At 68.3% G+C, this 24,277-nt stretch carries 25 protein-coding genes, 2 pseudogenes and 1 riboswitch; of the genes and pseudogenes, 11 read left to right on the top strand and 16 right to left on the bottom strand.

The features are described from left to right. Positions 1-42: 42 nt before the first annotated feature. Entirely contained in the window at positions 43-1,005 is a 963-nt protein-coding gene (locus V8F63_RS08365; RefSeq protein WP_392352841.1) for a homoserine kinase, read from the bottom strand. 2 nt (positions 1,006-1,007) lie between these two features. Continuing rightward, a complete protein-coding gene (locus V8F63_RS08360) occupies positions 1,008-2,756 on the bottom strand; it encodes a homoserine dehydrogenase (protein ID WP_392352840.1) in 1,749 nt (582 codons plus the stop codon). A gap of 454 nt (positions 2,757-3,210) precedes the next feature. Beyond that, a riboswitch (SAM riboswitch) is annotated at positions 3,211-3,337 on the top strand. 82 nt (positions 3,338-3,419) lie between these two features. On the opposite strand from V8F63_RS08360, the gene V8F63_RS08355 reads away from it, so the two are divergent. The 4 genes and pseudogenes from V8F63_RS08355 (at position 3,420) to V8F63_RS08340 (ending at position 5,656) form a co-directional block, all read left to right on the top strand. Continuing rightward, the gene (locus V8F63_RS08355; RefSeq protein WP_392352839.1) at positions 3,420-3,734 is read left to right on the top strand and encodes a hypothetical protein; all 315 of its coding nucleotides are present in this window, start codon (positions 3,420-3,422) and stop codon (positions 3,732-3,734) included. A gap of 103 nt (positions 3,735-3,837) precedes the next feature. After that, on the top strand, positions 3,838-4,482 hold the full coding sequence (locus V8F63_RS08350) for an alpha/beta fold hydrolase (protein WP_392352838.1): 645 nt from the start codon (positions 3,838-3,840) through the stop codon (positions 4,480-4,482). Beyond that, positions 4,479-4,883 (top strand): annotated as a pseudogene (locus tag V8F63_RS08345) (PLP-dependent transferase); the annotation flags it as partial. The gene V8F63_RS08350 and the pseudogene V8F63_RS08345, both read left to right, overlap by 4 nt. A 98-nt stretch (positions 4,884-4,981) precedes the next feature. Beyond that, positions 4,982-5,656, top strand: coding sequence for a PLP-dependent transferase (locus V8F63_RS08340; protein ID WP_392352837.1), 675 nt, complete (start codon positions 4,982-4,984; stop codon positions 5,654-5,656). A 320-nt stretch (positions 5,657-5,976) separates the two neighbouring features. Here V8F63_RS08340 and V8F63_RS08335 read toward each other — a convergent pair whose 3' ends face one another. The 4 genes and pseudogenes from V8F63_RS08335 to dusA all read right to left on the bottom strand — a co-directional run bounded on the left by V8F63_RS08335 (position 5,977) and on the right by dusA (position 9,881). Beyond that, positions 5,977-6,882, bottom strand: a complete 906-nt coding sequence (locus V8F63_RS08335) for a methyl-accepting chemotaxis protein (protein ID WP_392352836.1) — start codon at positions 6,880-6,882, stop codon at positions 5,977-5,979. Then, a complete protein-coding gene (locus V8F63_RS08330; protein ID WP_392352835.1) occupies positions 6,792-7,799 on the bottom strand; it encodes a HAMP domain-containing protein in 1,008 nt (335 codons plus the stop codon). The genes V8F63_RS08335 and V8F63_RS08330 overlap by 91 nt, the downstream gene beginning before the upstream one ends. A gap of 99 nt (positions 7,800-7,898) precedes the next feature. Next, a pseudogene (locus tag V8F63_RS08325) lies at positions 7,899-8,689 on the bottom strand (sulfite exporter TauE/SafE family protein). Between the two features lie 163 nt (positions 8,690-8,852). Next, positions 8,853-9,881 (bottom strand): tRNA dihydrouridine(20/20a) synthase DusA, encoded by a 1,029-nt coding sequence (dusA, locus tag V8F63_RS08320; protein WP_392352834.1) that lies wholly within the window; start codon positions 9,879-9,881, stop codon positions 8,853-8,855. A 69-nt stretch (positions 9,882-9,950) separates the two neighbouring features. On the opposite strand from dusA, the gene V8F63_RS08315 reads away from it, so the two are divergent. Continuing rightward, positions 9,951-10,367 (top strand): hypothetical protein, encoded by a 417-nt coding sequence (locus V8F63_RS08315; RefSeq protein ID WP_392352833.1) that lies wholly within the window; start codon positions 9,951-9,953, stop codon positions 10,365-10,367. A gap of 475 nt (positions 10,368-10,842) precedes the next feature. Continuing rightward, the gene (locus tag V8F63_RS08310; protein WP_392352832.1) at positions 10,843-12,219 is read left to right on the top strand and encodes an NAD(P)/FAD-dependent oxidoreductase; all 1,377 of its coding nucleotides are present in this window, start codon (positions 10,843-10,845) and stop codon (positions 12,217-12,219) included. Positions 12,220-12,292: 73 nt separating this feature from the next. On the opposite strand, the gene V8F63_RS08305 is transcribed toward V8F63_RS08310, so the two are convergent. Genes V8F63_RS08305 through V8F63_RS08295 form a run of 3 tightly spaced genes read right to left on the bottom strand, consistent with a single transcriptional unit; the run spans position 12,293 to position 13,838 of the window. Beyond that, on the bottom strand, positions 12,293-13,042 hold the full coding sequence (locus V8F63_RS08305) for an SDR family NAD(P)-dependent oxidoreductase (protein WP_278070556.1): 750 nt from the start codon (positions 13,040-13,042) through the stop codon (positions 12,293-12,295). A gap of 38 nt (positions 13,043-13,080) precedes the next feature. Further along, positions 13,081-13,230 carry an SDR family oxidoreductase gene (locus V8F63_RS08300; protein ID WP_392352831.1) on the bottom strand — a complete coding sequence of 50 codons (150 nt, stop codon included), beginning with the start codon at positions 13,228-13,230 and terminating at the stop codon, positions 13,081-13,083. Next, positions 13,218-13,838: an SDR family NAD(P)-dependent oxidoreductase gene (locus V8F63_RS08295; RefSeq protein WP_392352830.1), complete on the bottom strand. Its 621-nt coding sequence runs from the start codon at positions 13,836-13,838 to the stop codon at positions 13,218-13,220. The genes V8F63_RS08300 and V8F63_RS08295 overlap by 13 nt, the downstream gene beginning before the upstream one ends. A 135-nt stretch (positions 13,839-13,973) precedes the next feature. On the opposite strand from V8F63_RS08295, the gene V8F63_RS08290 reads away from it, so the two are divergent. Then, complete coding sequence (locus V8F63_RS08290) at positions 13,974-14,894, top strand: alpha/beta fold hydrolase (RefSeq protein ID WP_392352829.1); 921 nt, start codon at positions 13,974-13,976, stop codon at positions 14,892-14,894. A gap of 6 nt (positions 14,895-14,900) precedes the next feature. Here the strand turns inward: V8F63_RS08290 and V8F63_RS08285 are convergent, their stop codons facing one another. From V8F63_RS08285 to V8F63_RS08260, 6 genes are all read right to left on the bottom strand, one after another. Then, complete coding sequence (locus tag V8F63_RS08285; protein WP_392352828.1) at positions 14,901-15,389, bottom strand: prephenate dehydrogenase/arogenate dehydrogenase family protein; 489 nt, start codon at positions 15,387-15,389, stop codon at positions 14,901-14,903. Between the two features lie 240 nt (positions 15,390-15,629). Further along, on the bottom strand, positions 15,630-16,967 hold the full coding sequence (locus V8F63_RS08280) for a dihydroorotase (protein ID WP_392352827.1): 1,338 nt from the start codon (positions 16,965-16,967) through the stop codon (positions 15,630-15,632). Between the two features lie 68 nt (positions 16,968-17,035). Further along, on the bottom strand, positions 17,036-17,230 hold the full coding sequence (locus V8F63_RS08275; RefSeq protein ID WP_392352826.1) for a hypothetical protein: 195 nt from the start codon (positions 17,228-17,230) through the stop codon (positions 17,036-17,038). Further along, positions 17,197-17,508 carry a glycosyltransferase family 9 protein gene (locus tag V8F63_RS08270; protein ID WP_392355061.1) on the bottom strand — a complete coding sequence of 104 codons (312 nt, stop codon included), beginning with the start codon at positions 17,506-17,508 and terminating at the stop codon, positions 17,197-17,199. Before V8F63_RS08270 ends, V8F63_RS08275 begins: the two co-directional genes overlap by 34 nt. Further along, entirely contained in the window at positions 17,421-17,990 is a 570-nt protein-coding gene (locus tag V8F63_RS08265; protein ID WP_392355126.1) for a hypothetical protein, read from the bottom strand. The genes V8F63_RS08270 and V8F63_RS08265 overlap by 88 nt, the downstream gene beginning before the upstream one ends. Positions 17,991-18,021: 31 nt before the next feature. Next, positions 18,022-18,552 (bottom strand): Lrp/AsnC family transcriptional regulator, encoded by a 531-nt coding sequence (locus V8F63_RS08260; RefSeq protein ID WP_392352825.1) that lies wholly within the window; start codon positions 18,550-18,552, stop codon positions 18,022-18,024. 73 nt (positions 18,553-18,625) lie between these two features. On the opposite strand from V8F63_RS08260, the gene V8F63_RS08255 reads away from it, so the two are divergent. Then, the gene (locus V8F63_RS08255) at positions 18,626-19,534 is read left to right on the top strand and encodes a DMT family transporter (RefSeq protein ID WP_392352824.1); all 909 of its coding nucleotides are present in this window, start codon (positions 18,626-18,628) and stop codon (positions 19,532-19,534) included. 9 nt (positions 19,535-19,543) lie between these two features. Here V8F63_RS08255 and V8F63_RS08250 read toward each other — a convergent pair whose 3' ends face one another. After that, positions 19,544-20,959 (bottom strand): PAS domain-containing methyl-accepting chemotaxis protein, encoded by a 1,416-nt coding sequence (locus V8F63_RS08250; protein ID WP_392352823.1) that lies wholly within the window; start codon positions 20,957-20,959, stop codon positions 19,544-19,546. 258 nt (positions 20,960-21,217) lie between these two features. Between V8F63_RS08250 and fliI the strand changes: the two genes are divergently transcribed. The 3 genes from fliI to V8F63_RS08235 are packed head-to-tail and all read left to right on the top strand — an operon-like array spanning position 21,218 to position 24,064. Then, positions 21,218-22,561, top strand: a complete 1,344-nt coding sequence (gene fliI, locus V8F63_RS08245; RefSeq protein ID WP_392352822.1) for a flagellar protein export ATPase FliI — start codon at positions 21,218-21,220, stop codon at positions 22,559-22,561. Positions 22,562-22,577: 16 nt separating this feature from the next. Continuing rightward, entirely contained in the window at positions 22,578-22,991 is a 414-nt protein-coding gene (locus V8F63_RS08240; protein ID WP_392352821.1) for a flagellar FliJ family protein, read from the top strand. 2 nt (positions 22,992-22,993) lie between these two features. Continuing rightward, a complete protein-coding gene (locus V8F63_RS08235; protein WP_392352820.1) occupies positions 22,994-24,064 on the top strand; it encodes an endo-1,4-beta-xylanase in 1,071 nt (356 codons plus the stop codon). The last annotated feature ends 213 nt before the right edge of the window (positions 24,065-24,277 follow it).

Here is a 24,277-nt window from a genome sequence, read left to right as displayed (position 1 = left end):
GCGGCCCTTTCGCATAAAGAGGCCGCCTTGATCACAGAAGGTTCACACCGCCTCCGCCGCCTTCCAGTAGTCCAGCCGCCGGAAGAAGGGCGCCGGGTCCTTGGGCGTGACCAGGTTGGTCGGGTCGTGGAACAGGCGGTCGTGCAGACGCGTCAGGGTGAAGCGCACCGCCGCCGCGGCGCCCAGGTCGGGCAGGACCTCGCGCTCGGCGTCCGACAGAGGACGCACGGATTCATAGCCCTTCTGGAAAGCGCGCAGGGCCGACGGCATGGGCCGCCCCTCGGCGTCGAACCCCCAGGCGCTCAGCGCGATGGCCAGGTCGTAGGCCAGCACGTCGACGCAGGCGAAGTAGAAGTCGATCACCCCGCCCACGTCCGTCGCCCCATGCTCGTTCACCGCGAACAGGACGTTATCGGGGAAGTAGTCGGCGTGGATCGGGCCGCGCGGCAAGGTCGGGTCGCTCCACGGCCGGGCCAGATCGGGCAGCAGGCGCTGCATCTGCTCCAGCATCCGGCGGTCCTCGCCCTGGGCGATCCCGTCGCAGCGCGCGGCTAGATCCGCCCAGGCGCGCGGCCCGACGGGGTTCTCGCGCACGCCCTCATAGTCGGCCGCATCCAGATGAAGCAGGGCGAGCACCTGACCGGCGCGATACTGGTCCTTGTCCGTCGGCTGGCGCTTCCAGGCGCCGGGCGTCCATTCGACGATGGCGGCGGCGCGATTATTCAGGCGGCCGATCACCTGGCCCTCGCGATCCGCCACAGGCGCGGGCGTGGGGAACCCTTGCGCCGCCAGCCGTCCGGTCAACCCCAGGCAGAACGGCAGGGCCGACGGGTCGGTCCGCCCCTCGAACAGCGTCAGGACATAGGCGCCCCGATCCGTCACCAGGCGATAGTTGGTGTTCTCGACCCCCTCGGCGATGGGGGTCAGTTCGACCAGGCCGCCGAGAGGGTAGCGCATGAGATAGTCGTCGGCCTGTTGCGGCGTGACGGGCGTGAAGACGGCCATGACTAGACAAGCTCCGCAGCGGCGCGTCGGGCGCGCATGACGTCGGCCACATCGGCCAGAACGCTCTCGGTGGTGGCCCAGCGCCCGGCGCCGCGCCCCTTGCACGTCCACACCCGTCCGTCCTTTCCATAGACCTTCAAGGCGTTGCGCTCTCCGTTCAGCGACAGGAAGAGCGCGTCCTCAAGCGCGCCGTCAAGACGGACATAGGCGTCCAGTTCGCCGTCGCGGTCGAAGCAGGCGCCGATCTGGCGCACCGGCGCCTCGCCCAGCGGCGTCTCGGCGGCCAGCACGTCGCGCGGCAGGGCCTCGGGCGAGCGGCCGAAGGCCTCGAACGACAGCAGTTTGACCTTGGCCTCGGCGTCGAAGCCTTCCAGGTCCGAGGACGGGTCCTCCTCGGCGAAACCGGCGGCGCGAGCGTCGGCCAGGGCGTCGGAGAAGGTCGCCCCCTCGCCCAGACGCTGCAGCATGAAGTTGACCGTGCCGTTCAGCACCGCCTCGAAACCGACCACCGGACCGGCGGCGCGCGCGGCGCGCAGGGTCTCGATCATCGGCGAGCCGCCGCCGACCGAGGCCGACCAGGCGACGCGACAGCCGTTGGCGTCGGCCAGGGCCTGCAGCCCCGCCGGATCGCGGGCCACCGCCTGCTTGTTGGCGCTGACCACGTCGCAGCCCGCTTCCAGCGCGCGACGGATCAGGGCGTGTCCGGCCTCGCCCTCGGACAGGGCTTCCAGCAGCAGGTCCGGCTTCTTGGCCAGCAGGGCGTCCACGTCATTGGTGAACAGTTCGGCCGGCGCGGCGACGTCGCGCGGTTTCTGCGGATTACGGACCAGGACGCCGACGACTTCGAAGCGGCTGTCGGGCAGAAGGCGGCTGAGCAGGCCGCCGCCGACGACCCCGCACCCGGCCACGGCCACCTTCAGCGGCGCCGCCGCCTGCACCGGCCCCGGAGGGGCGCCGCGCTCGCCGACCACCGTGCCCTCGGCGCGGCCCAGAGCCGCCACTTCAATCTCGACCGCGCGGGCCTGAGCCAGGTCGATGGCGTCATGCTGGACCAGCGCCCCGCCCACCTGACGCGCCGTGTCCCAGTTGGCGCGGCGATAGCGCAGGGGCGTCCCGGCGCTGACAGCCGGATCGCGGTCGTAGAGGCCGTCGACATCCTTGACCAGACGCACGCGATCCAGCCCCAGCTCAGCCGCCAGAACCACCGCCGTCAGGTCGGATCCGCCCCGGCCCAGCAGGGCGACGCGGCCGTTGGGCCGCACGGCGCCGAAACCCGGAACGACCACCACCTCATGCGCCTCCAGAGCGCGCTGGAGATGATCGCCCTTGAGGCAGACGGGGCGGGCGTGCTGGCTGGGCCCTTCGGCGACGATGCCCAGTTCCCGCACCGACAGGCCGATGGCGTCCAGCCCGACCCGGTCGCAGGCGACGGCGACCAGGGCGGCGGCCTTTTCCTCGCCCAGCACGACATAGGCGGGCAGCAGTTCGTTCTCATGATCCAGGCCCAGGCTGCGCGCCTCGGACAGCAGCTTGTCGGTCTGGCCGGCCAGGGCGGAGACGACGGCGACCACCTTACGGCCGGCGCGGACGTGGCTGTAGATTTCGCTGGCGACGGCGGGGGCCTGAGATGCGTCTCGCAAGACGGACGAGCCGAACTTGAGCACCACCACTTCGGCGGCGGGGACGGCGGCGGGAGCGAGCGCTCCGACCGGTTTGGGCTGATCGGCGACGAGGGCGAGCGAGGCGGACATGGGGCGTTTCCTGGAGGCTGGGTCGGGGGAGGATTTCGAGGGAGCTGGGGCGGGTCCGGAGTGGATCTGAGGCAATAAAAAACCCGCCCGGGGGTCCGGGCGGGTGATCGGTTTTCTGCGTTTCTCGCCTAGACGGCGCGCATCATCCGGTCCCCGCCCGCAAGGGCATGGTGGTGGTACCGGTGGTGGTAATGGCGGACGCGAAGAGACCCGTCGCCGCGGCGGCGATCGTGGTCGTCTTCATGTTGGCGAGGCGGTAAGGCACAGGCGGCGTCCGGTTGAAAATCGTGCCTTAGGGTGAGCCAGGGCGCCGCGCCGCGTCAACCCCGCGCCGGAATAATTTTTCGCGACGAAGCCCGCGACCGCCGTTTTGACCGCTCAAGTCGAGCGCCGCCGCCAGATAGGGGTGAAATTTTTCGCTTGACCGGCGCTGTTCGCAACCGCACCGTAAGCTCACTCATCAAGACCGGCTGAGGGATTAGGCCCTTTGACGCCGGGGCAACCATCGGGTTCCGCCCGAAACGGTGCCAACTCCTGCGGGGTTCTTCGGGCTTGCCTGAATGGACCGCGAGAGATGGGTGGAGCGTCGACGAGGCGACGCGCCACAGGTCTGTCACTGCATGGGTTCCTTGGCGAGCCGTATCTGCTGAGTGACCGAGACCCATGACCCTGGCCCTGATCGACCCCGCGTCCCCCGCCGAAGAGCCCGCCTGTCGGTCGGCTTCCGCGCGCCGCCCGTCCAAACTGCTGCAACGCGAGGGCGCCCATGACGTCGTGGTTCCGATCCCGGACGGCTTCGAGCGGGATTTCGGCGGAACCCTGACCCAGAAGCGGGTCGTCGGCCGCCTGCACGGCAAGCCGGGCCCCCTGATCGTGGTGGCGGGCGGCATTTCCGCCGACCGTTACGTCCATCGCACCGAAACGAAGGGCCTGGGCTGGTGGTCCGCGCCGTGGGCGTGCGCGCGCCGATCGACCTGACCCGGTTTCGCGTCCTAGCCTTTGATTTCGCGCCGGAATTCGGCGAGGGCGTGACGGAGCCGAAAGCCCCCTGACCATCACCACCCAGGATCAGGCGCGGCTGTTGGCCCACCTTCTGGACCATCTGGGGGTGGACAAGGTCGCCGCCTTCATCGGCTGTTCCTATGGCGGCATGATCGCCCTGGCCTTCGGAGAGCTCTTCCCCGACTGGGCCGAGCAGTTGGTGGTCGTGTCCGCCGCCCACCGCCCTCACCCGCTGGCCACCGCCTGGCGCGGCATTCAGCGTCGCATCCTGCAACTGGGCCTTGAAACGGGTCGCATCGATCAGGCCGTGGGTCTGGCGCGCGAACTGGCCATGACCACCTATCGCACCCAGGAAGAGTTCGGCGACCGCTTCGATTCCGAGGCCCCCAGCCATGCCGGCCAGGCCTATCCGGTGTGCGACTACCTGACCTCGCGCGGCCGGGCGTATCGCGACCGCACCACCCCTTCGCGCTGGCTGACCCTTTCGGATTCCATCGACCGCCACCGCGTCGAGCCGGAGGCCATCAGCGCGCCCGTCACCCTGGTCGGCTTCACCACCGATCGCCTGTGCCCCATCGACGACATGCGAGAGCTGGCCGATCGCCTGCCCAACCTCTGGCGCTTTGAACAACACGCTTCCGTCTACGGCCACGACGCCTTCCTGAAGGAAGACCGACTGGTCGGCGACATCCTGACTTCCGTGCTGAAGGACATCGACCAATGAGCCGCGCCCGTCCCGCCGATCCCCGCACCATCGCCGCCCGCTCGGGCGTCGATACGGACACGGCTCACGGCGCAGTCATGCCGGCCCTGTATCTGTCGTCCAACTATTCCTTCGCCGCCTTCGGCCAGCCGCGCAAATACGACTATTCGCGCTCGGGCAATCCGACCCGCGACGTGCTGGCCGAGACGCTGGCCGAGTTGGAAGGCGGCGCCGGGGCCGTCATCACCGCCACCGGCATGGCGGCGGTCGATCTGCCGCTCAGCCTGCTGGAGCCGGGCGACCTGCTGATCGCCCCGCACGACTGCTACGGCGGCACCCACCGCCTGCTGACCGCCCGCGCGAAGAAGGGCCATTTCCGCGTCGCCTTCGTCGATCAGAACGACAGCGCCGCGCTGGACGCCGCCCTGGCCGACGGCTGCAGGCTGGTGCTGGTCGAGACCCCGTCCAACCCCTGCTGCGCGTCACCGACATCGCCGAGGTCTGTCGCCGCGCCCACGCCGTGGGGGCCAAGGTGGCGTGCGACAACACCTTCCTGTCGCCGGCCCTGCAACGGCCATTGGAGCTGGGCGCCGACATCGTGGTCCACTCGACCACCAAATACATCAACGGCCATTCCGACGTGGTCGGCGGCGCGGTGATCGCGGCCGATCCGGCCGATCATGAACAGGTGGCCTGGTGGGCCAACTGCCTGGGCGTCACCGGCTCGCCGTTCGACGCCTATCAGACCTTGCGCGGCCTGCGGACCCTGTTCACCCGCATCGAGCGCCAGCAGGCGACAGCGGGCGCCGTCGCCGCGGCGCTGGACCAGCACCCCGCGGTCAAGGCGGTCCACTATCCGGGCCTGACCAGCCACCCGGGCCATGCGCTGGCGTCGCGCCAGCAGTCCGGGCCGGGCGCCATGCTCAGCTTCGAACTGACCGGCGGGACCGAGGCCGTGCGCCAGGTGATCGAGCAGCTGCAAATCTTCACCCTCGCCGAATCCCTGGGCGGCGTTGAAAGCCTGATCGCCCACCCGGCCACCATGACCCACGCCGCCATGACGCCCGAAGCCCGCGCGACGGCGGGCATCACCGACGGGCTGCTGCGCCTGTCGGTCGGACTGGAGCATCAGGACGACATCCTGGCTGACCTGATTCAGGCGCTGGACGCGGTGACGCTGAAGGCGGCGGCGTAATCCAAACGCGCGCCTCTCCCTTCCCGTCCCGGGGAGGGTGGCTGAGCCTGCAAGGCGAAGCCGGGTGGGGACGGCAGGGCGATGGGTGCGCGTCTTCTATCTGGCCGTCATTCTCGGGCTTGACCCGAAAGTCCAGCAAACACGACGGCGACCACATCAGCCTTCACGACGGTTCAGGCGTTGCGGGGCTGGATCCTCGGGTCTAGCCCGAGAATGACGGCGGGTGGGTGGTGTGGGGGCGCTCAGGATCACCTCGCCCTCCCCACCCGGTCGCTTCGCGACCACCCTCCCCGGGACGGGGAGGGAGAGGGTCGGCGCGCTTAAGCCACCGCCCGCGCCAGGGCCTCCATCCGCCCGCGCGCGTCCAGATCGCGCGCGTCGTCCAACGCGAACTGGCCCATCATCCGATCCAGCTCGACCGCGTCCGACGCCAGAGCATGGCTGGCGGCGGTCGACTGCTCGACCATGGCCGCGTTCTGCTGCGTGACCTGATCCATCTGGGTCACGGCGATATTGACCTGCTGCAGGCCGCTGGACTGCTCCTGCGAGGAGGCGGCGATCTCTTCGGCGATGGTCGTCAGGCGCTCGATCTGACCGGCGATCCTTTCCAGCGCCTGGCCGGTATCGCCGACCAGGGCCACGCCCGCCCCGACCTGACGGCCGGATTCCGAAATCAGCGTCTTGATCTCCTTGGCCGCCGAGGCCGAGCGCTGGGCCAGGGCCCGCACCTCGGACGCCACGACCGCAAAGCCGCGCCCGGCGTCGCCCGCCCGCGCCGCCTCTACCCCTGCGTTCAGGGCCAGCAGATTAGTCTGGAAGGCGATCTCGTCGATCACGCCGATGATGGCGCCGATCTGGTTCGAGGATTGTTGGATCGCGCTCATGGCGGCGATGGCGCGGCCGACCACGGCCTGCCCCTCGACCGCTTCGGACCGGGCGCCGCGCACCACGCCGCCCGCCTCTATCGCGCCCTCGGCCGAACGGGCCACGGTGGCGGTGATCTGCTCAAGAGCGGCCGCCGTCTCTTCCAGGCTGGCGGCCTGCTGCTCGGTGCGGCGCGACAGGTCGTCGGAGGCGTGGCTGATCTCGCGGGCGCTGGCGCCGATGGCGGCGGCGCGTTCGACGATGACGCGCATCACGCCCTGCAGCCGATCCATCGCGGCGTTGAAGTCGGTGCGCAGGCCTTCATATTCCGGCGCGAACGGGTCGTGCAGACGGAAGGCCAACTGGCCGCCCGACAGGCGCTCCAGCCCCTGGCCACGCCCTCGACCACCTGGGCCTGCTGGCGGGCGGCCTCGGCGTCGCGGGCGGCCTGCGCCTGCTGTTCGGCTTCGGCGACCACGCGCGCGGCCTCGGCCTCGGCCTCCAGACGCGCCTTCTCTTCGGCGTTCTGTTTGAAGGTCAGGACGGCGTCGGCCATGCGCCCGATCTCGTCGCGGCGGCCCATCGCCGGAATGGCCACGTTCAGATCGCCGCCCGCCAGACGGCCCATGGCGCGGGTCATGGCCTCGACCGGGCGGCTGAGGGCGCCGATCAGCCACAGGGCGGCGGCCACGGCGATGGCCAGAGCCAGCACCCCGCCGATGGCGAAGGAGACATAGGCCTGAACAAAGGCGGCGGATTTGGCCTCGGCGCGCGCCTGGGCCTGAGCCGCCTCCCTGGTCTGGATGGCGCCGACCGCCTGGCGAATGTCGGTCAGGGTGGCGCCGGCGGCCGCCTGCGACTGCGCCGCGCGATCGGCTGCGGGATCGCGGGCCAGAGCCATGATCTCTGCCGCGCTCTTCTCGAATGCAGCGGCGGCGGCGATCAGGGCCGTCTGTTCGGCGACATAGGCGCCCTCGACATCCGACGCCGCCAGGTCCGCCATGCGCGCCTTCACGTCGGCGCCGCTCGTGTCGAACACCTCGATGAAGGCCGGGTCGCGATTGGCGACATAGCCGCGCATGGCGTTCTGCTGCTCGACGGCGGCGGCCAGCAGGCGGTCGGACGCCTTCATCACCTCGCGCGACGTCAGGTCCGCCGCGTCGGCGCGCTGCAGCGAGACCACGCACCACAGGACGATCAGGGTCGCCGTCCCGCAGGCCCCGATCACCGCCATGAAGGACAGGATCAGCTTCTTGGGCACGGACAAGTTCTGCAGCATGGCTCACGGCTCAGACAGAGGGAGGTTCAGCCTCGCTCCTACCCCGCCGTTGTTCGACAAAGTGTTAGCGCCCGCCTGCGGGCATCTACTTAGTCGCGCTCAGAGCGCTTTCAGCACCACCGACAGGGCCGTCAGCAGCAGATAGACCGCAAACGCCCGGCGCAGGATCTTGCGGTCCAGCCGGTGCGCCAGCCGCGCGCCATAGGGCGCCGTCAGCGCCGTCAGCAGCCCCATGATCACCGCCGCCGGCACATTGACATAACCCAGCGACAGCGGCGGCCGTCCCGGCGCATCCCAGCCGAAAAAGGCGAAGCCCAGCGCAGCCGCCGCCCCGATCGCCAGGCCGAAGCCCGAGGCGGTGGCGACCGCCTGATGGATTGGCCGTCCGCACAGGGTCATCATCATGCCGCCGAAGCTGCCGCCCCCACGCCCATCATGGCGGACAGCAGGCCGATGCCTGTCCCCGCCCCGCGACGGCCCCAGCCCGTCGGCACGTCTTTTCTCAGCGTGAACCGCTCGGGCATCACCCCCATCTGCGCCGCGACCAACAGCAGACAGGCGCCATAGACGACCGCCAGACCCTCCATCGAGGTGAAGCCCGCAATCGCCGACCCGACCAGACCGCCAAACGCCACCCACGGCGTCCAGGTCTTCAGCACCGTCTCATCCACCGCCCCATGCGCCCGGTGCGTGGCCAGCGACCTCAGCGAGGTGGCGACGATGGTCAGAAGCGAGGTGCCGATGGCGACGTGCAGATTGCTCTCGCCGCCCACGCCCAGCACCGAGAAGGCGTAGAACAGCGCCGGCACCAGCACCGTCCCGCCGCCGACGCCGAACAGGCCGCCGATCACTCCGGCGATCGCCCCGGCGCCGACAAGGGCGGCGAGCATCAGGGCGAGTTCGGATAGGGGAAGGGCGCTCATGGCCGATGGCTTAGCCGCACAGCCCGGCAGCGTCATCCCGGAAAGGGTGCAAGGCGGGTCCCTTTCGCCATCCTCCGGCGAGCATAGCAAGACCGGGGGATGACGAGAGAAATAGGTGACGCCTAAGGAATCAGGCCGCTTCTTCGCTCTCGCCCAGACGGGCCTGCCGCGCTTCGGCCTCACGCACGGCCGAGACCGCGCGATCCACCACCTCCAGCCCCGCGCCGGGCTTCACGCCCTCCACGGTCAGGATGCGACGAAAGGCCCGCGCCCCCGCCCGGCCGTGCATCAGCCCCAGCATGTGCCGAGTCATGCTCGCCAGATTGGCGCCCTGGTCCAGCCGCGCCGCCATATAGGGGCGGTATCGCTCCAGCGCCTCGAAGACGTCCACGTCTTCAACAGCCTCGCCGAAGATGCGGCGGTCCACCTGCCCCATCAGCGCCGGCTCGTGATAGGCCGCGCGCCCCAGCATGACGCCGTCCAACTGCACCCCGTCCGAGGCGTCCAGATGCGCCTCGGCCTGGTCCAGGTCGCCGATGCCGCCGTTGATGCAGATGGTCAGATGCGGCCGCTCGCGCTTCAGTCGCCGCACCAGATCATAATCCAGCGGCGGCACGTCGCGATTCTCCTTGGGCGACAGGCCCTTCAGCCAGGCCTTGCGCGCGTGGACGACAAAGTGGGTGATCCCCACCGCCGCCGAGGCGTCGACCGTGGCGAACAGGCTCTCCTGCGGGTCCTGATCATCGACGCCGATGCGGCATTTGACGGTGGCGGGCACGGCGACCGCCTCCTTGATCGCCGCCATGCAGTCGGCCACCAGCTCCGGCTCGCGCATCAGACAAGCGCCGAAACGGCCCGATTGCACGCGATCCGAAGGGCAGCCGACATTCAGGTTGATCTCGTCATAGCCATACGACTCGCCGATCTTCGCGGCCTCGGCCAGCTGGGCCGGGTCCGAGCCGCCGAGTTGCAGCGCCACCGGATGCTCGACCGCGTCAAAGCCCAGCAGACGATCGCGGTCGCCGTGAATGACCGCCGGCGCCGTCACCATCTCCGTATACAGCAGGGCGCGCGCGCTCAACGCACGATGAAACGCCCGACAGTTTCGGTCGGTCCAGTCCATCATGGGCGCCACGGACAGTCTATGCGGTGGGTTCATCGGCCTTATTGGGAGAACGTCAGGATAGACGGAATGGGGGCTATATAGGCCAGACCCTCATCAAACGCGATGACGCGCGCCGGTAGGATACCGGACGAGTTCGCCGGATCTACCCGCCCCCTCGCTGCAGACGCGCACCGCCAGTTGGGCTTGAAACCAAACCGCAGAGCTTTCGCCGGCACAAGTTCTGGCGCAGTCAAGCTGCCCAAGGACGCAAGAGTGCGCTTTTCGATGGAACGAAACGCCTTTTCAACGGCGATTATTGGCCGCGCGCAGCGGCGCGCCGCGCTCGAACCGACGGCCGTGGGCGATCCGACGCCGGACCCGGATCATCCCATGTTGCGCGGCATGATCACGATCAACGTCGACTTCACCAATTTCGGTCAGCCGCAACGCGCGGTCTTCCATATTCGCGCGGATGCCGACAAGCCGGACGCGCCCCTGCGCATTTTCCGCGTCGAGCATGACGGCTGGTCCTACCCTTAAGCCCGCAATCGAGCACGCCAGTCAGACGCGCCGAGGCGCCCAAGCGCCCTTCCCTCGGCCGTGCTCCGCTCCCCGACAGGGAACCGTCGACGCTCGCAGGGCGAGCTTCCATCGACCCTCACCTATGCGGCGCCCAGGATATATCCGGGCCAGATTTGCGATTCATTGAGAATTGCGTCACAATCGCCCCATTATACAGACAACATAAGACCGCAGCGTCGAATATACGGTCACATTCGCCGTGACGTTTTTTGTTCTTATGTTGCTATATGAATAAAAGAACTGGAAAAGTAATCATTATACCCAGAAAGCATAAACTCTAAAATATTCGGACTAGGCGATATTTCCGTGCGTCGATCTGACGAACGCATTCCAGATATTGGGAATGCTGGCGATCGGCCCTCTTTCGCCCCGAGTTTTTGCGGCCGCAGAGCCGCCTGCATCGGGGCTTGTCACCCATCAGCCCAAAGTGAATATGCCCAAGCAAAAACGCATCGCCATCATCGGCGCCGGCCCGTCAGGCCTGGCCCTGTTGCGCGCCTTTCAGTCCGCCCGCGACGAGGGCGCCGACATCCCTGGAATCGTCTGCTTCGAGAAGCAGAAGGACTGGGGCGGCATGTGGAACTACACCTGGCGCACCGGCATGGACGAGAACGGCGAGCCGGTTCACGGCAGCATGTATCGCTATCTGTGGTCGAACGGCCCCAAGGAGTGCCTCGAGTTCGCCGACTACACCTTCGACGAACACTTCAAGAAGACGATCTCCTCCTATCCGCCGCGCGAAGTCCTGTGGGATTACATCCAGGGCCGCGTGAAAAAGGCGAACATTCGCCAATACATCCGCTTCAACACGGCCGTGAAGGATGTGGCCTTCGACAAGACGACCGGCCAGTTCACAGTGACGGCCCAGGATTACTCCGCCGGACGCCGCACGTCAGGGACGTTCGACCATGTGATCGTCGCCACCGGCCACTTCTCGACGCCGAACGCGCCAGCCTATCCGGGTTTCGACCTGTTCCCCGGCCGCATCCTGCACGCCCACGACTTCCGCGACGCTGCCGAGTTCAAGGGCAAGGACGTGCTGCTGATCGGCTCCAGCTATTCGGCCGAGGACATCGGCTCACAGTGCTACAAATACGGCGCGCGGTCGGTCACGACCAGCTATCGCAGCCAACCGATGGGCTATGACTGGCCCAAGGGCTGGGAGGAGAAGCCCTGTCTGACGCGCGTGGACGGCAAGACCGCCCACTTCAGCGACGGTACGCGCCGCGACGTCGACGCCATCATCCTGTGCACCGGCTACAAGCACCACTTCCCCTTCCTGCCGGACGAGCTGCGCCTGAAGACCAGCAACCGCCTGTGGCCGCTGAACCTGTACGAAGGCGTGGTCTTCACGCCCAACCCCAGGCTGTTCTACCTGGGGATGCAGGACCTCTGGTACAGCTTCAACATGTTCGACGCCCAGGCCTGGCTGACGCGGGACATCATCATGGATCGCGTCCCGTTGCCGTCACGCGCGGACATGGAGGCCGCCAACGACCACTGGCGCGAGAAGGAGGTCGCCATCCGCACGGATGAACAGGCCTTTGAATATCAAGGCGACTACATCAAGCGCCTGATCGCCCAGACCGACTATCCTGAGCTTGATGTCGACAACATCAACAGGATCTTCCTGCAGTGGAAGAAGGACAAGAAGGCCGACATCATGGGCTATCGCGACAAATGCTATCGCTCAGTGCTCACCGGCACGCTGGCGGCGCGTCACCATGTGCCGTGGATCAAGGCGTTCGACGACTCGCTGGAGGCCTATCTGCGGCTTCCGTCCGCGCGCAGCCAGGCCGCGCGCGTCTGATGCAAGGCCTCTCCTGCCGCCGCCGCGCGCAGGAGAGGCCGCCTCGGCGGCCCGGCGCGAGGCGGGCAGGCGCCTAGTCGCGCGCGACCTGAAAGCCCGCGAAGGACTGGCTGACCGGCATCAGCTCCAGCGCATTGATGTTCAGGTGCGGCGGCAAGGTGGCGACCCAGAACAGGGTCTCGGCGATGTCCTCGCCGGTCATCGGCGCCGCGCCGCCATACAGGGCGTCAGACGCCGCCTGGTCGCCGCCGGTGCGGACCAGGGTGAACTCCGTCTCGGCCATGCCCGGCTCGATGGAGGTGACGCGCACCCCCGTCCCGTGCAGGTCCGCCCGCAGGCCCAGCGAGAACTGGCGCACGAAGGCCTTGGTCCCGCCATAGGCGTTGCCGCCCTTATAAGGGTAGGTCGCGGCCACCGAGCTGATGTTCAGGATCGCCCCCTTGCGCGCGATCAGGCGCGGCAGCAGGCGGTGCGTCAGCGTCACCAGACCAGTTATATTGGTGTCGATCATCTGGCGCCACTGGGCCAGGTCCGCCTCCTGCGCCGTCGCCGTGCCCAGCGCCAGACCGGCGTTGTTGATCAGCACGTCGATATCGCGGAAGCCTTCAGGCAGGGCGTCCAGCGCCGCGTCGATGGCGGCTTCGTCCCGCATGTCGAAGGTCGCGGCGTGGACCCGGTCGGCGCCCAGCTCCGCGACCAGTGCGTCCAGCCGTTCCTGGCGGCGGCCAGTGGCGATCACCTTCCAGCCTGCGCCGGCGAAGCGGCGCGCCGCCGCCCGACCGATGCCCGAGGTGGCTCCGGTGATCAGAATGACGCCGCTCATGATGTCCGTCCTGGCTGAGGCTTTACTTTCGGGGTGACTTAATCCCGCACCAGCCCGCCGTCGACCACCAGATTCTGCCCCGTCACCGCCCGGCTCCACGGCGAGGCGAAGAAGAGGGCGGCGTCGGCGAACTCTTCCGGCGTGGTGACAGAGCGCAGCGGCGTCATGCTGGCGATCAGATCGAACACAGCTTCCGGCGTCGCCGCGCTGGCGTCAGTCGTGCGCAGCAGACCCCCGAGATCATGTTGACGGTGATCCCCGACGGCCCCAGATCGCCCGCCGCCGTTCGCGTCAGGCTGAGCAGGGCGGCCTTGGCGGCGGTATAGTCGTGATAAGGCACGACCGGGTTCTGGAACAGGTTGGTGCCGACGTTGACCACACGGCCGAACGTCTGAGCCGCCATGCCCGGCGCCGTGGCCTGAATGACGTTCAGGGCGCCGCGGATCACGGTCGTGAACTGGCGCTCCATGTCTTCCCACGGAATGTCCGCCATCTGGGCGCGGGCGTCGCCGTTGAAGCTGTAGTCCAGCGCATTGTTGACCACGGTGCTGACCGGTCCGCCGAAATGCGCCTCGACCTTGGCGACCATGGCGTCGACGCCTGCGCGGTCCGTCACGTCAGCCTGAACGGCGAAGGCGCGATCGCCCAGTTCCGCCGCCAGGGCCTCGGCGCGTTCTCTGCTGCTGCGCCAGTTGATCGCCACCCGCGCGCCCTGGCCCGCAAACGCCCGCGCCGCCGCCGCGCCCACGCCGCGCGCGCCGCCGGTGATGAGAACGATCTGATCGCGGATTTCCATGAGAACAACTCGCAGCTTCTGAACCGACCTCAGCCATAGGCCGGGGCCGTGCGGAAGGCCAGTCAGGCATGGAGGAACAGCGGTTGCATTTGGCCGTGGCCTCCACGTTAATCGCCCTCAGCTCAGGAGACCCCCATGCTGACCCTCGCCGCCGCCCTTTTGCTCTCGCCGGTCTCCACGCCGGTCGAACTGGCTTCGACGCCCGCGCCCCTGCACGGAACCCTGCTGACGCCTGAAAGCCAGACGCGCGCCGCCGCCGTCATCATCGCCGGATCAGGACCGACGGATCGCGACGGAAACAGTCCGCTGGGCGTAAACGGCGGCGTCCTGCGCCAACTGGCCGAAGGGCTGGCCGGCCGGGGGATCGCCACCGTCCGCATCGACAAGCGCGGCGTCGGGGAGAGCGCCCCTGCCGCAACCAGCGAGGCGAGCCTGACCCTCGACACCTACGTCGACGACGCCAAGGCCTGGGCGGCCCTGGCGGCCCAAAAGACCGGCGCCGCCTGCGTCTGGCTGATCGGCCATTCGGAAGGCGCCTTGATCGCCCAGGCCGCGTCAGCGGACAATCCGGGCGTCTGCGGACTAGTCCTGCTGTCGCCGGTCGGCGTGCGCGCCAATGTCGAACTGCGCCGCCAGATCGAGCCCAAACTGCCGCCCGCCATCAAATCAGAAGTCGATCACATCATGAGCGAACTGGAGGCCGGGCGCACCGTCCCAGAGACGCCGCCCTATCTGGCCGCCCTGTTCCGCCCGTCGATCCAGCCTTATCTGATCTCCTATTTCGCCGCAGATCCGCAGGTGCTGATCGCGAAGTACCAGCGCCCGGTGCTGCTGGGTCATGGCTCGACCGATATTCAGGTGACCCCCGAAAACAGCCAGACCCTGGCCGCCGCGCAGCCCAAGGCTGAACGGATCATCTTCGAAGGCCTGAATCACGTCCTGCGTCAGGCGCCGTCCGACCCCGCCGCGAACGCCGCCACCTATGGCGACGCCTCGATCCCGCTGGGCTCAGCCGTAGTTCCCGCAGTGGCGGACTTCATCCTGAAGGCCCGCTAGACGCCTCTAGTCATCCAATTCCGACCGCGCCTGTTCGGCCAGGTCGAAGAAGTGGCGACGGACCTCTGCGGCGTAAGGGTTGTCGTGTTCGATGGCGCGGAACACCGCTTCGCTGTCGTGACGGACCATGTCGATGCCCTGCATGACGCGCTCGAAGCTGGTCGTCGTCATCCGCGTCGGCAGCGGCTCCATGGCCAGCAGGACCTTGGCGATCAGATGGGTCAGGCCCTGCACCGTCGCCGCCTCGCGGTCATGAGCCTCGGGCGTAACGACGAAGACCTTGAGACCCAGCGCCTTCCTGCAGAAGGCGGCGACGCGCCACGCCGCCTTGTCGCCCCGCACCGCACAGACGGCGATGCGCAGACCGGCGATGCCGTCCTTACCGCTCTGAGGACCGAACAGAGGGTGGGTTCCGACGATCTGAACGCCCGACGGCAGGCCATCCAGCATGACACGCGCGGGCTTCACCTTCACCGAGCCGACGTCGAGGATCACGGCGCCGCGCCAGATGCGGCGCGATGGCCGCTACCGTCTCGGCCAGGACTCCGACCGGCACGGCCAGCACCACCGTCGGGCAAGCCGCCGCCTCTTCCAGCGTCGTCAGCCGCGCCAGCCCCTCGCCGTCGCTCGCCGCTGGATCGTGCGCGAGAATGTCGAACCACCGCGACAGATGCTTGGCCGTCAGCCGCCCGAAGGCGCCGAAACCGATCAGGCCGAGTTGGGGCTTGGGGTCGCTCACCCCGCCAGCGTTTCCTGGAACCGCACCGGCTGGCCATGCGCCTGGCCGATCAGTTCGCCGTCCTTCATCACCACGCGGCCGCGCACGATGGTCGCCACTGGCCAGCCCGTCGCCTCGAAGCCGTCGAAGGGGCTCCAACCGCAGCGCGTGGCCTGCTGGTCATGCGTGATGGTCTTCTTAGCCTTCAGGTCGACGATGGTCAGGTCGGCGTCGTAGCTGACGGCCATGCGGCCCTTGTTCGCCGTCCCGAACACCCGCTGCGCCCCGCCGGAGGTCAGGTCGATGAAGCGCTCCAGCGACAGCCGCCCGTTCGCCACATGGGTCAGCATCAGCGGCACCAGGGTCTGCACCCCCGGCATGCCCGAGGGCGAGGCCGGATAGGGCTTGGACTTTTCTTCCTTCGTATGCGGCGCGTGGTCCGAGCCCAGTACGTCGGCCACCCCCTGCTGCATGCCCCACAGCCACAAGGCGTCGACGTGCTCCTGCGAACGGATCGGCGGGTTCATCTGGGCGTAGGCTCCGAGGCGCTGATAGGCCTCGGGTGCCACCAGCGTCAGGTGCTGGGGCGTGATCTCGACGGTGGCGACATCCTTGTGGAAGCGCAGGAACTCCATCTCATCCTTCGTCGTGACGTGCAGGACGTGGATGCGGGCGCCGGTCTCTTTCGCCAGCCCGACCAGACGGCGGGTGGACATGATGGCGCTCTCGGCGTCGCGAACCTCCGGGTGGCTGGTCCAGTCGCCGGTGCGGGCCAGGTTGCGGCGCTCGACTAGACGGTATTCGTCCTCGGAGTGGAAGGTGGCGCGGCGGCGCACATTGCTCAGGACTTTGCGCACCCCCTCGTCGTCGGCGATCAGCAAGTCCCCGGTCGAGGCGCCCATGAAGACCTTGACCCCGCAGCAGCCCGGCAGACGCTCCAGATCGGCCAGATGTTCGGCGTTTTCATGCGTGCCGCCGACGTAGAAGGCGTGGTCGGTCCACATCCGGTCCTTCGCCCGCGCCAGCTTGTCGGCCATGGTGTCGGGGTCGGTCGTGTTGGGATTGGTGTTCGGCATCTCGAACACGGCGACGACGCCGCCCAGGGCCGCCGCGCGGCTGCCGGTTTCCAGATCTTCCTTCCACTCCAGCCCCGGCTCGCGGAAGTGGACCTGGGTGTCGATGACGCCCGGCAGGACGGTCAGACCCGTCGCGTCGAACACCTCTCCGGCCGAGGCTTGGCTCAGGTCGCCGATGAAGGCGATGCGCCCGTCGATGACGCCGACGTCGGCCCGGCCGCGCCCGGCGTGGTTGGCGACTTCGCCGCCCCGAACGATCAGGTCATAGGTCTGGATCATCGCGCGCATCTCCTGAAACTCCGGCGCTTATGCGCGTCGAAGGCTTGGAGACGCAAGCCAAGGGGCAGTCAGGAGGCCCGTTCAGCCAGCAGCTTCTTCGCCGCCTTCAGCACCCGCTCATAGGGCAGGTCCATCATGTGCTGGATGTGCTGGTTCAGGCGCGGGTCCAGTTCCTGGAACTCCTGCAGGCTGCGCGGGCCGCGCACGGCGACGCCGGTCCAGGGACGTTTCAGCGTCTCGTCCGAAGGGCCGAAGACCGCCACAGCCGGGACGCCCGCCGCCACCGCCAGTTGCGTCCACAGGAGTCCCCGCCCAGATAGAGGTCCGCATGCGACAGGGCCGCCGCCGTCTGCAGGCGCGTCAACCGGCCTTGAAGTTCGATCACCCGGTCGCGCTTGACCGCCGAGCGGATGGTCTGGGCGGCATCGCGGTCCGCCTCCTCGCCCACGATCATCAGCCGCCCGCCCGCCAGCGGCCCACCCTCGCCCAGCAGGGAGATGGCGACCTTGGCGTAGCGATCGGCGGGCCAGCGCTTGCCAATCCAGTCGGCGCCCGGCCCGATGGCCAGGATCGGGCCGCCCCTGGCGGGATCAGGGCGTCGGCGGCTTCCTGAGTGTCCCGCTCGATGAACAGTTTCGGCGCCGGAATCTCGTCCAGTTGCAGGGTCCGCGCCGCCTGTTCGACCAGATGCACGCCCGGCACGGTCTTGCCCTTCACCGCGCGCCGCTGGCGCCGCAGCTTGCCCGACAGGGTCGAGCCGCGCATGTCGACCACCAGCCCCCAGTTCGTCTCGCGCACCTGGTTCCACAGGGCGATCCAATCCCAGCGCCCGTCGCGATCCAGGGTGATCAGCCGTTGCAGGCGCGGTAGGTCGGCGAACAGGGGCGCGCTGGCCGGAGAGCCGACGACGGTGAAGGTCGCCTGTGGGATCGCCTCGACCAACTGGGCCAGCGCCCCGGACGACAGGACCGCCTCTTCGGCGTCCGCCTCGGCGATATAGAGGATCGGAAAACGACCATGCATGATGTCAGCCTATCCGGATTCTCAAGGCGATTCAGCGGCGAAACTGAAACAGGGCCGCAAACCGGACTTCATCGCGCCAGCGCCCGTCGCGCAGGGTCGAAGGGCAGAACTTCCTGATTGAAATCAGCGTCTTGAACGCGCGCACCCGGGCGTCGTCGTTCAGCATTTCCCGCGTGAAGACTTCATAAGCCTCCATCGTCGGCACCACGACATACAGGATCAGGTCGGTGTCGCCGGTCACATACCAGGCCGCCTGCACCTCGGGACGGGCGGTCAGCTTGTCGATCAGGGCGTCCAGAACCGCCGTACCCTCGCGCTCCATCTCGACCAGGACGTGCATGGTCAGGACGCGGGCCAGCCGGGCCGGATCGACCACGGCGACATCGGCGATGATGATCCCTTCGTCGCGCAGCCGCCGCAACCGTCGCGACACCGCCGATTCCGACAGGCCGACCTTGTCCGCCAGCACCCGCGCAGGCTGGAGGTTGTCGCGGCGCACCAAAGCCAGCAGGCGACGGTCAAAGGAATCGAGGTCGGCGTTTTCTTGCATAAGAGGCGACACTACGCGTGTTTCTTGCAGCATGGCAGGCGAAATCGCCAAGAAAAACGAGCGGCTTTTCGATAGGTTGCCGGCCATGTCCTCCCCGGCCCTCGCCCTTCGCCATCCGCGCCTGTCAGCGGTCCTGCCCTATCTCGCCCTGATCGGCGGCATGGTGTCGCTTTCGGCCGGCACCTCCTTCGCCAAGACGCTTTATCCGATGGTGGGACCAGCCGGGACGGCGGGCCTGCGCGTCGGGCTGTCGGCCATCGTCCTGCTGGCGGTGTTTCGTCCCTGGCGCAGCACCTTCACCACCGGCGACCTGCGCGCCCTGGCGGTCTACGGCGTGGTGATGGGGCTGATGAACCTCAGCTTCTACATGGCGCTGAACACCATTCCGCTGGGGGTGGCCCTGGCGATCGAGTTCATGGGGCCGCTGTCAGTCGCCCTGTTCAACTCGCGACGGCTGATCCACTTCGTCTGGATCGGGCTGGCGGTGCTGGGTCTGGTCCTGCTGCTGCCGCTGGACGGCAACGTGTCGGGGCTTGATCCGGTCGGCTGCGCCTATGCGGCGGCGGCGGCGGTGTTCTGGGCGGGCTATATCGTCTTCGGCAAGCGGGTCAGCCATCTGCCCAGCGGCTCGACCGTCGCCATCGGCATGACCTTCGCCGCCATGACCGTGGTGCCGTTCGGCGTCGCCGGCGCGGGCATGAGCCTGCTGGACCCCAGGATCCTGGCGCTGGGTCTGGTCGTCGCCCTGGTGTCCAGCGCCCTGCCCTATACGCTGGACATGGTCGCCCTGCGCCATATCCCCAAGCGCACCTTCGGCGTGGCGGTCAGCGGCGATCCGGCCATCGGCGCCCTGGCGGGCCTGTTCGTGCTGGGCGAGCACCTCACCACCCAGCAGTGGCTGGCCATCGCCGCCATCATCGCCGCCTCGGTCGGCGCCGTGCTGACCTCGCCGTCAGACGAACAGCCGTTGCAGGATCCGGCCGCCCCTGCCTGATCTCGACGCCTAGAACTCGGTCCATTCGTCGGCGGCCGGGCCGTTGACGACCGCGCGCAGACGGGCGCGCTGCGCCTCCAGCGCAGGCGGCGGGCCGCCATAGGCCTTCAACGCGCGCACCACGCCGCCTTCGGCGCCCGTACGGAACCGCCCGACCAGTTCGGCCAGATGCTCGGCCTCGGTCTTTAGGTTGGCGGCGGCGGCCGTGGTCTGCTCGACCATGGCGGCGTTCTGCTGGGTCACCTGGTCCATCTGGTTCACCGCCTGATTGACCTGGCCCAGACCCGAAGCCTGTTCCTGGGCCGAGGCCGCGATTTCGGCGACCAGCCCGTCCATCTCATTGACCTGTTCGGCGATGGTCCCCAGCGCGCGGCCGGTCTCGGCGACCAGTTCGACGCCCTGCGCCACCTCGGCGCCGGAAGCGGAGATCAGCGCCTTGATTTCCTTGGCCGCCTCAGCCGATCGCTGGGCCAGGGCCCTCACCTCAGACGCCACCACGGCGAAGCCGCGCCCGCTGTCGCCGGCCCGCGCCGCCTCAACCCCGGCGTTCAGCGCCAGCAGGTTGGTCTGGAAGGCGATCTCGTCGATCACCCCGACGATGTCGCTGATCTCGGATGAGCGGCGGCTGATGCCGTCCATCGCCGCCACCGCCCGACGCATGACCTCGCCCGACCGCCCGGCTTCAGCATGGGCCTTGGCGGCGACGGAGGCCGCCTGCCGGGCGCCCTCGGCGCTGCGCTGGACAGTGGCGGTGATCTGGTCCAGCGCCGCCGCGGTCTCTTCCAGACTGGCCGCCTGTTGTTCGGTGCGTCGCGACAGGTCGTCCGACGCCTGACTGATCTCGTCCGAGCCGCCGCGCAGGGTCGTCACCGCCGACAGGACCTTTTCAAGCGCAGTCCTGAGACTGGACACAGCGCCGTTGAAGTCCGCCTTCACCGCCTGATGGGCGCCGTCCATATCCTGTTCGATAGCGGCCGTCAGGTCGCCGTCTGACAGGCGGGACAGTTGTTCCGCCAGGGCGCCGACCAGTCGGGCCTGCGCCGCCTCGGCCGCCAGGCGCTCCTGCTCGGCCCGCTGGGCGGCCTGTTCGGCTTTAGTGATGTCGACGGCCAGCTTGACCACCTTCAGCGGTCGCCCCGCCTCGTCCAGCACGGGATTGTAGGACGCTTCCAGCCAGACCTCGCGCCCGCCCTTGGCGATGCGGCGGAATTTGCGGGCGACGAAGCGCCCCTCGTTCAACTCTCGCCAGAAGGCCAGATACTCGGCCGACGCCGCCTCGGCCGGGTCCACGAACATCCGGTGATGCTGTCCCCGGATTTCATCCATGCCGTAGCCCATGGTCTGGAGCAGGTTTTCGTTGGCGTCGCGGATCGTGCCGTCAAGGTCGAACTCGATCACGGCCTGGGACCGCCCGATCGCCGCCATCCGACGATCCAGTTCCTCATGCCGCTCAATATCCGTGGCCCGTTTTTGTCGACGACCTGCACTGAACATCCGAACCGCCCCCTTCAGAATAACGGCGATGGACTGGATAAGTCTGTGGATAAGACTGGCGCTTGAGAGGTTTCATTTTCGTTACTTGCAATCAAGAGTTGCAATTCACGCCGAACTTCATCGACCATTAACCATGATGCAGCACCCTGGCTGGGATCGGTCGCGCGGCTCGCGGCCTGGGGGCCTTCCTTGCGTAATCTCGTCGCCGCCGTCGAAGCGATCGACCCGCTGGTCGTCACCGGCAAGGTGGCGGGCGTCAGCGGCCTGCTGATCGAGTCGCGCGGCGGCCTGTCGCGCCTCGCCGTCGGCGCCCGCGCCGAGATCGAGCGACGCGGCCAGCCGCCCCTGCCCGCCGAGGTCGTGGGCTTCCGCGAGGCCAAGGCCCTGCTGATGCCCTTCGGCCCGGTCGAGGGCGTGGCCCCCGGGGCCGACATCAAGATCATCAACGCCGCCGCCAGCGTGCGCCCCACGACGGCTTGGCTGGGGCGGATCATCGATTCCTTCGGCGAGCCGATCGACGGCCTGGGGCCGCTGACGCCGGGCCTTGTCCCCTACCCCTTGCGCGCCCCGCCGCCGCCCGCTCATTCGCGCGGCCGGGTGGGCCAGCGGCTGGACCTGGGCGTGCGGGCGATGGACGTCTTCACCACCACCAGCCGGGGCCAGCGCCTGGGCATCTTCGCCGGCTCGGGCGTGGGCAAGTCGGTGCTGCTGTCCATGCTGGCGCGCCAGGCGACCTGCGACGTCGTCGTCGTCGGCCTGATCGGCGAACGCGGCCGCGAGGTGCGCGAGTTCATCGAGGAGACCCTGGGCGAAGAGGGGCTGAAACGGGCCGTCGTCGTGGTCGCCACCTCAGACGAGCCGGCGCTGAAGCGGCGCCAGGCGGCCTATATGACCATGGCCGTGGCCGAGTTCTTCCGCGATCAGGGGCTGGAGGTGCTGTGCCTGATGGACAGCGTCACCCGTTTCGCCATGGCCCAGCGCGAGATCGGCCTGGCCGCAGGCGAACCGCCGACCACCAAGGGCTACACCCCCACCGTCTTCACCGAACTGCCCAAGCTGCTGGAGCGCGCCGGCCCCGGCCCGATCCGCCCGGACGGCACCGAGGCGGGGCCGATCACCGCCCTGTTCACCGTGCTGGTGGACGGCGGCGACCATGACGAGCCGATCGCCGACGCCGTGCGCGGCATTCTGGACGGCCACATCGTGATGGACCGCAAGATCGCCGAGCGCGGCCGCTTCCCCGCCATCGACGTGCTGAAGTCCGTCAGCCGCACCATGCCCGGCAACCAGTCCCCGCCCGAGCGCGAACTGAACCGCCGCGCGCGCCACTGCCTGAGCGCCTATTCCAACATGGAAGAACTGATCCGCATCGGCGCCTATCGCACCGGGGCGGACCCCATCGTCGACCGCGCCATCGCCCTGAACCCGGCCCTGGAAGGCTTCTTGACCCAGGACAAGGACGACGTGACGCGCCTGAACGACAGTTTCGACAGACTTGAAACCATCCTGAACCAGGGCATGGTGGACCAATGATCGCGGGAGACGACGCATGACGGCCTGGGCCCAATCCCTGATCCGCATCTCCAACTATGAGGTCGAGACGCTGCAGAAGCGGCTGGCCGAAATCAGCGCCCGCAAGGCCGAGGCCGAAATGCGCGTCGCCGTCCTGGACGCCGAGGCTGAGGTCGAGCGTGACAACGCGCGGCACGATCTGTCCTCCGGCATGATGTTGCAGGCCTATCTCAACGGCTGGAAGCAGCGCCGCGCCGACGCCGAGGCCGAGGTCGCCGCGATCGCCGCCGAGGAAGAAGGCGCCCGCGACGCCCTGACCGGCGCCTTCGAGGAGCTGAAGAAGTTCGAGCACGTCGCCGAGACCACCCGGCTGAACAAGCTGACGGCCGCCGCCAAGCGCGAGGCCGCCGCCTATGACGAAATGGGCCTGCGTCGCCGCGCCGAGGGCTAGACGTGATCGACCGTCGCGCCCTGCTGGCCTCAACCCTCGCGCTCGCCTCCTGCGGCGCGGGCGAGGCGCCCGTCCCGCCGCCGACCGGCCCTGTTCGGCCGCTGAAAGCCGTCGCCCCCTTCCCCGTCGGAACCGTCGCCATGTCGGGCCAGCTGTCGGATCAGGACTGGTTCCGGCTGGTCTCCACCCACTTCTCCCAGCTCACGCCCGAGTGGGAGATGAAGATGGAGTACATCCTCCAGAAGGACGGCTCCCTGCGCTTCGACGCGCCGGACCGCATCGCCTATTTCGCGCGCGATCTGGGCATCCGCCTCTTCGGTCACGCCCTGATCTGGTATGCGCAGGATCACCCTTGGTTCACCGCCCTCGTCGACGACCGCCCGCGCTTCATCGCCGAGCATGACCGCTATATCGCCGAGGTGGCCGGGCGCTGGCGCAGCCAGATCGTCGGCTGGGACGTGGTCAACGAACCGGTCGAGGATGACGGAAGCGGCTATCGCGACTGCGTCTGGAGCCAAGGACTTGGCGGGATCGACGCCTATATCATCCGCGCCTTCGAACAGGCCCGCCTCGCCGCGCCCGATGCGACCCTGTTCCTGAACGACTACAACCTGGAGAACACGCCCAGGAAGGGCGCGGCCTTCCTGCGTCTGATTGAACGGCTGCTGAAGGCGGGCGCGCCGATCCAGGGCATCGGCATCCAGTCCCACCTCGACATCGAAATCCCCGGCGGCCAGATCGCCGCCTTCATGAACGAGGCCCGACAGTTCGGCCTGCCTATCCATGTCTCCGAACTGGACGCCTCGCTGAAGCGCGGCGGCCGGATGCCCGACCTGCGCCCCCGCGCCCAGCGCCGCGAGCAGCAGACCGCGCGCGTGGCCGAATTGGCCGAGGCCTTCATGGACCTGCCTCCGGCCCAGCGCTTCGCCTTCACCGTCTGGGGCGTGCGCGACAGCGACTCCTGGCTGCGCCGGGGCAAGAACGACGACGGCCAGGACAGCCCCCTGCTATTCGACGACGCAGGCCGGCCCAATCCCATGTTCGACGTGCTGAGCAAGGCGTTCGCGCATTAATCCTTCTCCCCTTGTGGGAGAAGGTGGGCGCCGGAGGCGTTCGGATGAGGGGTGTCGGCGCGACCGCTGACGTTCTGAGATCGAGCGGTGCGACAGCCCCTTCAGATCAAGGCGCTCACACCCCTCATCCGTCAGGCTACGCCTGCCACCTTCTCCCACAAGGGGAGAAGGGCAAATAAAAACGCCCGCCTAAAGCTCGGCGGGCGTTTCTGG

This window comes from Brevundimonas sp. LF-1 (assembly GCF_037055305.1).
Classification (GTDB): Bacteria; Pseudomonadota; Alphaproteobacteria; order Caulobacterales; family Caulobacteraceae; genus Brevundimonas; species Brevundimonas sanguinis.
This window is presented reverse-complemented; position numbering and strand designations above follow the sequence as displayed.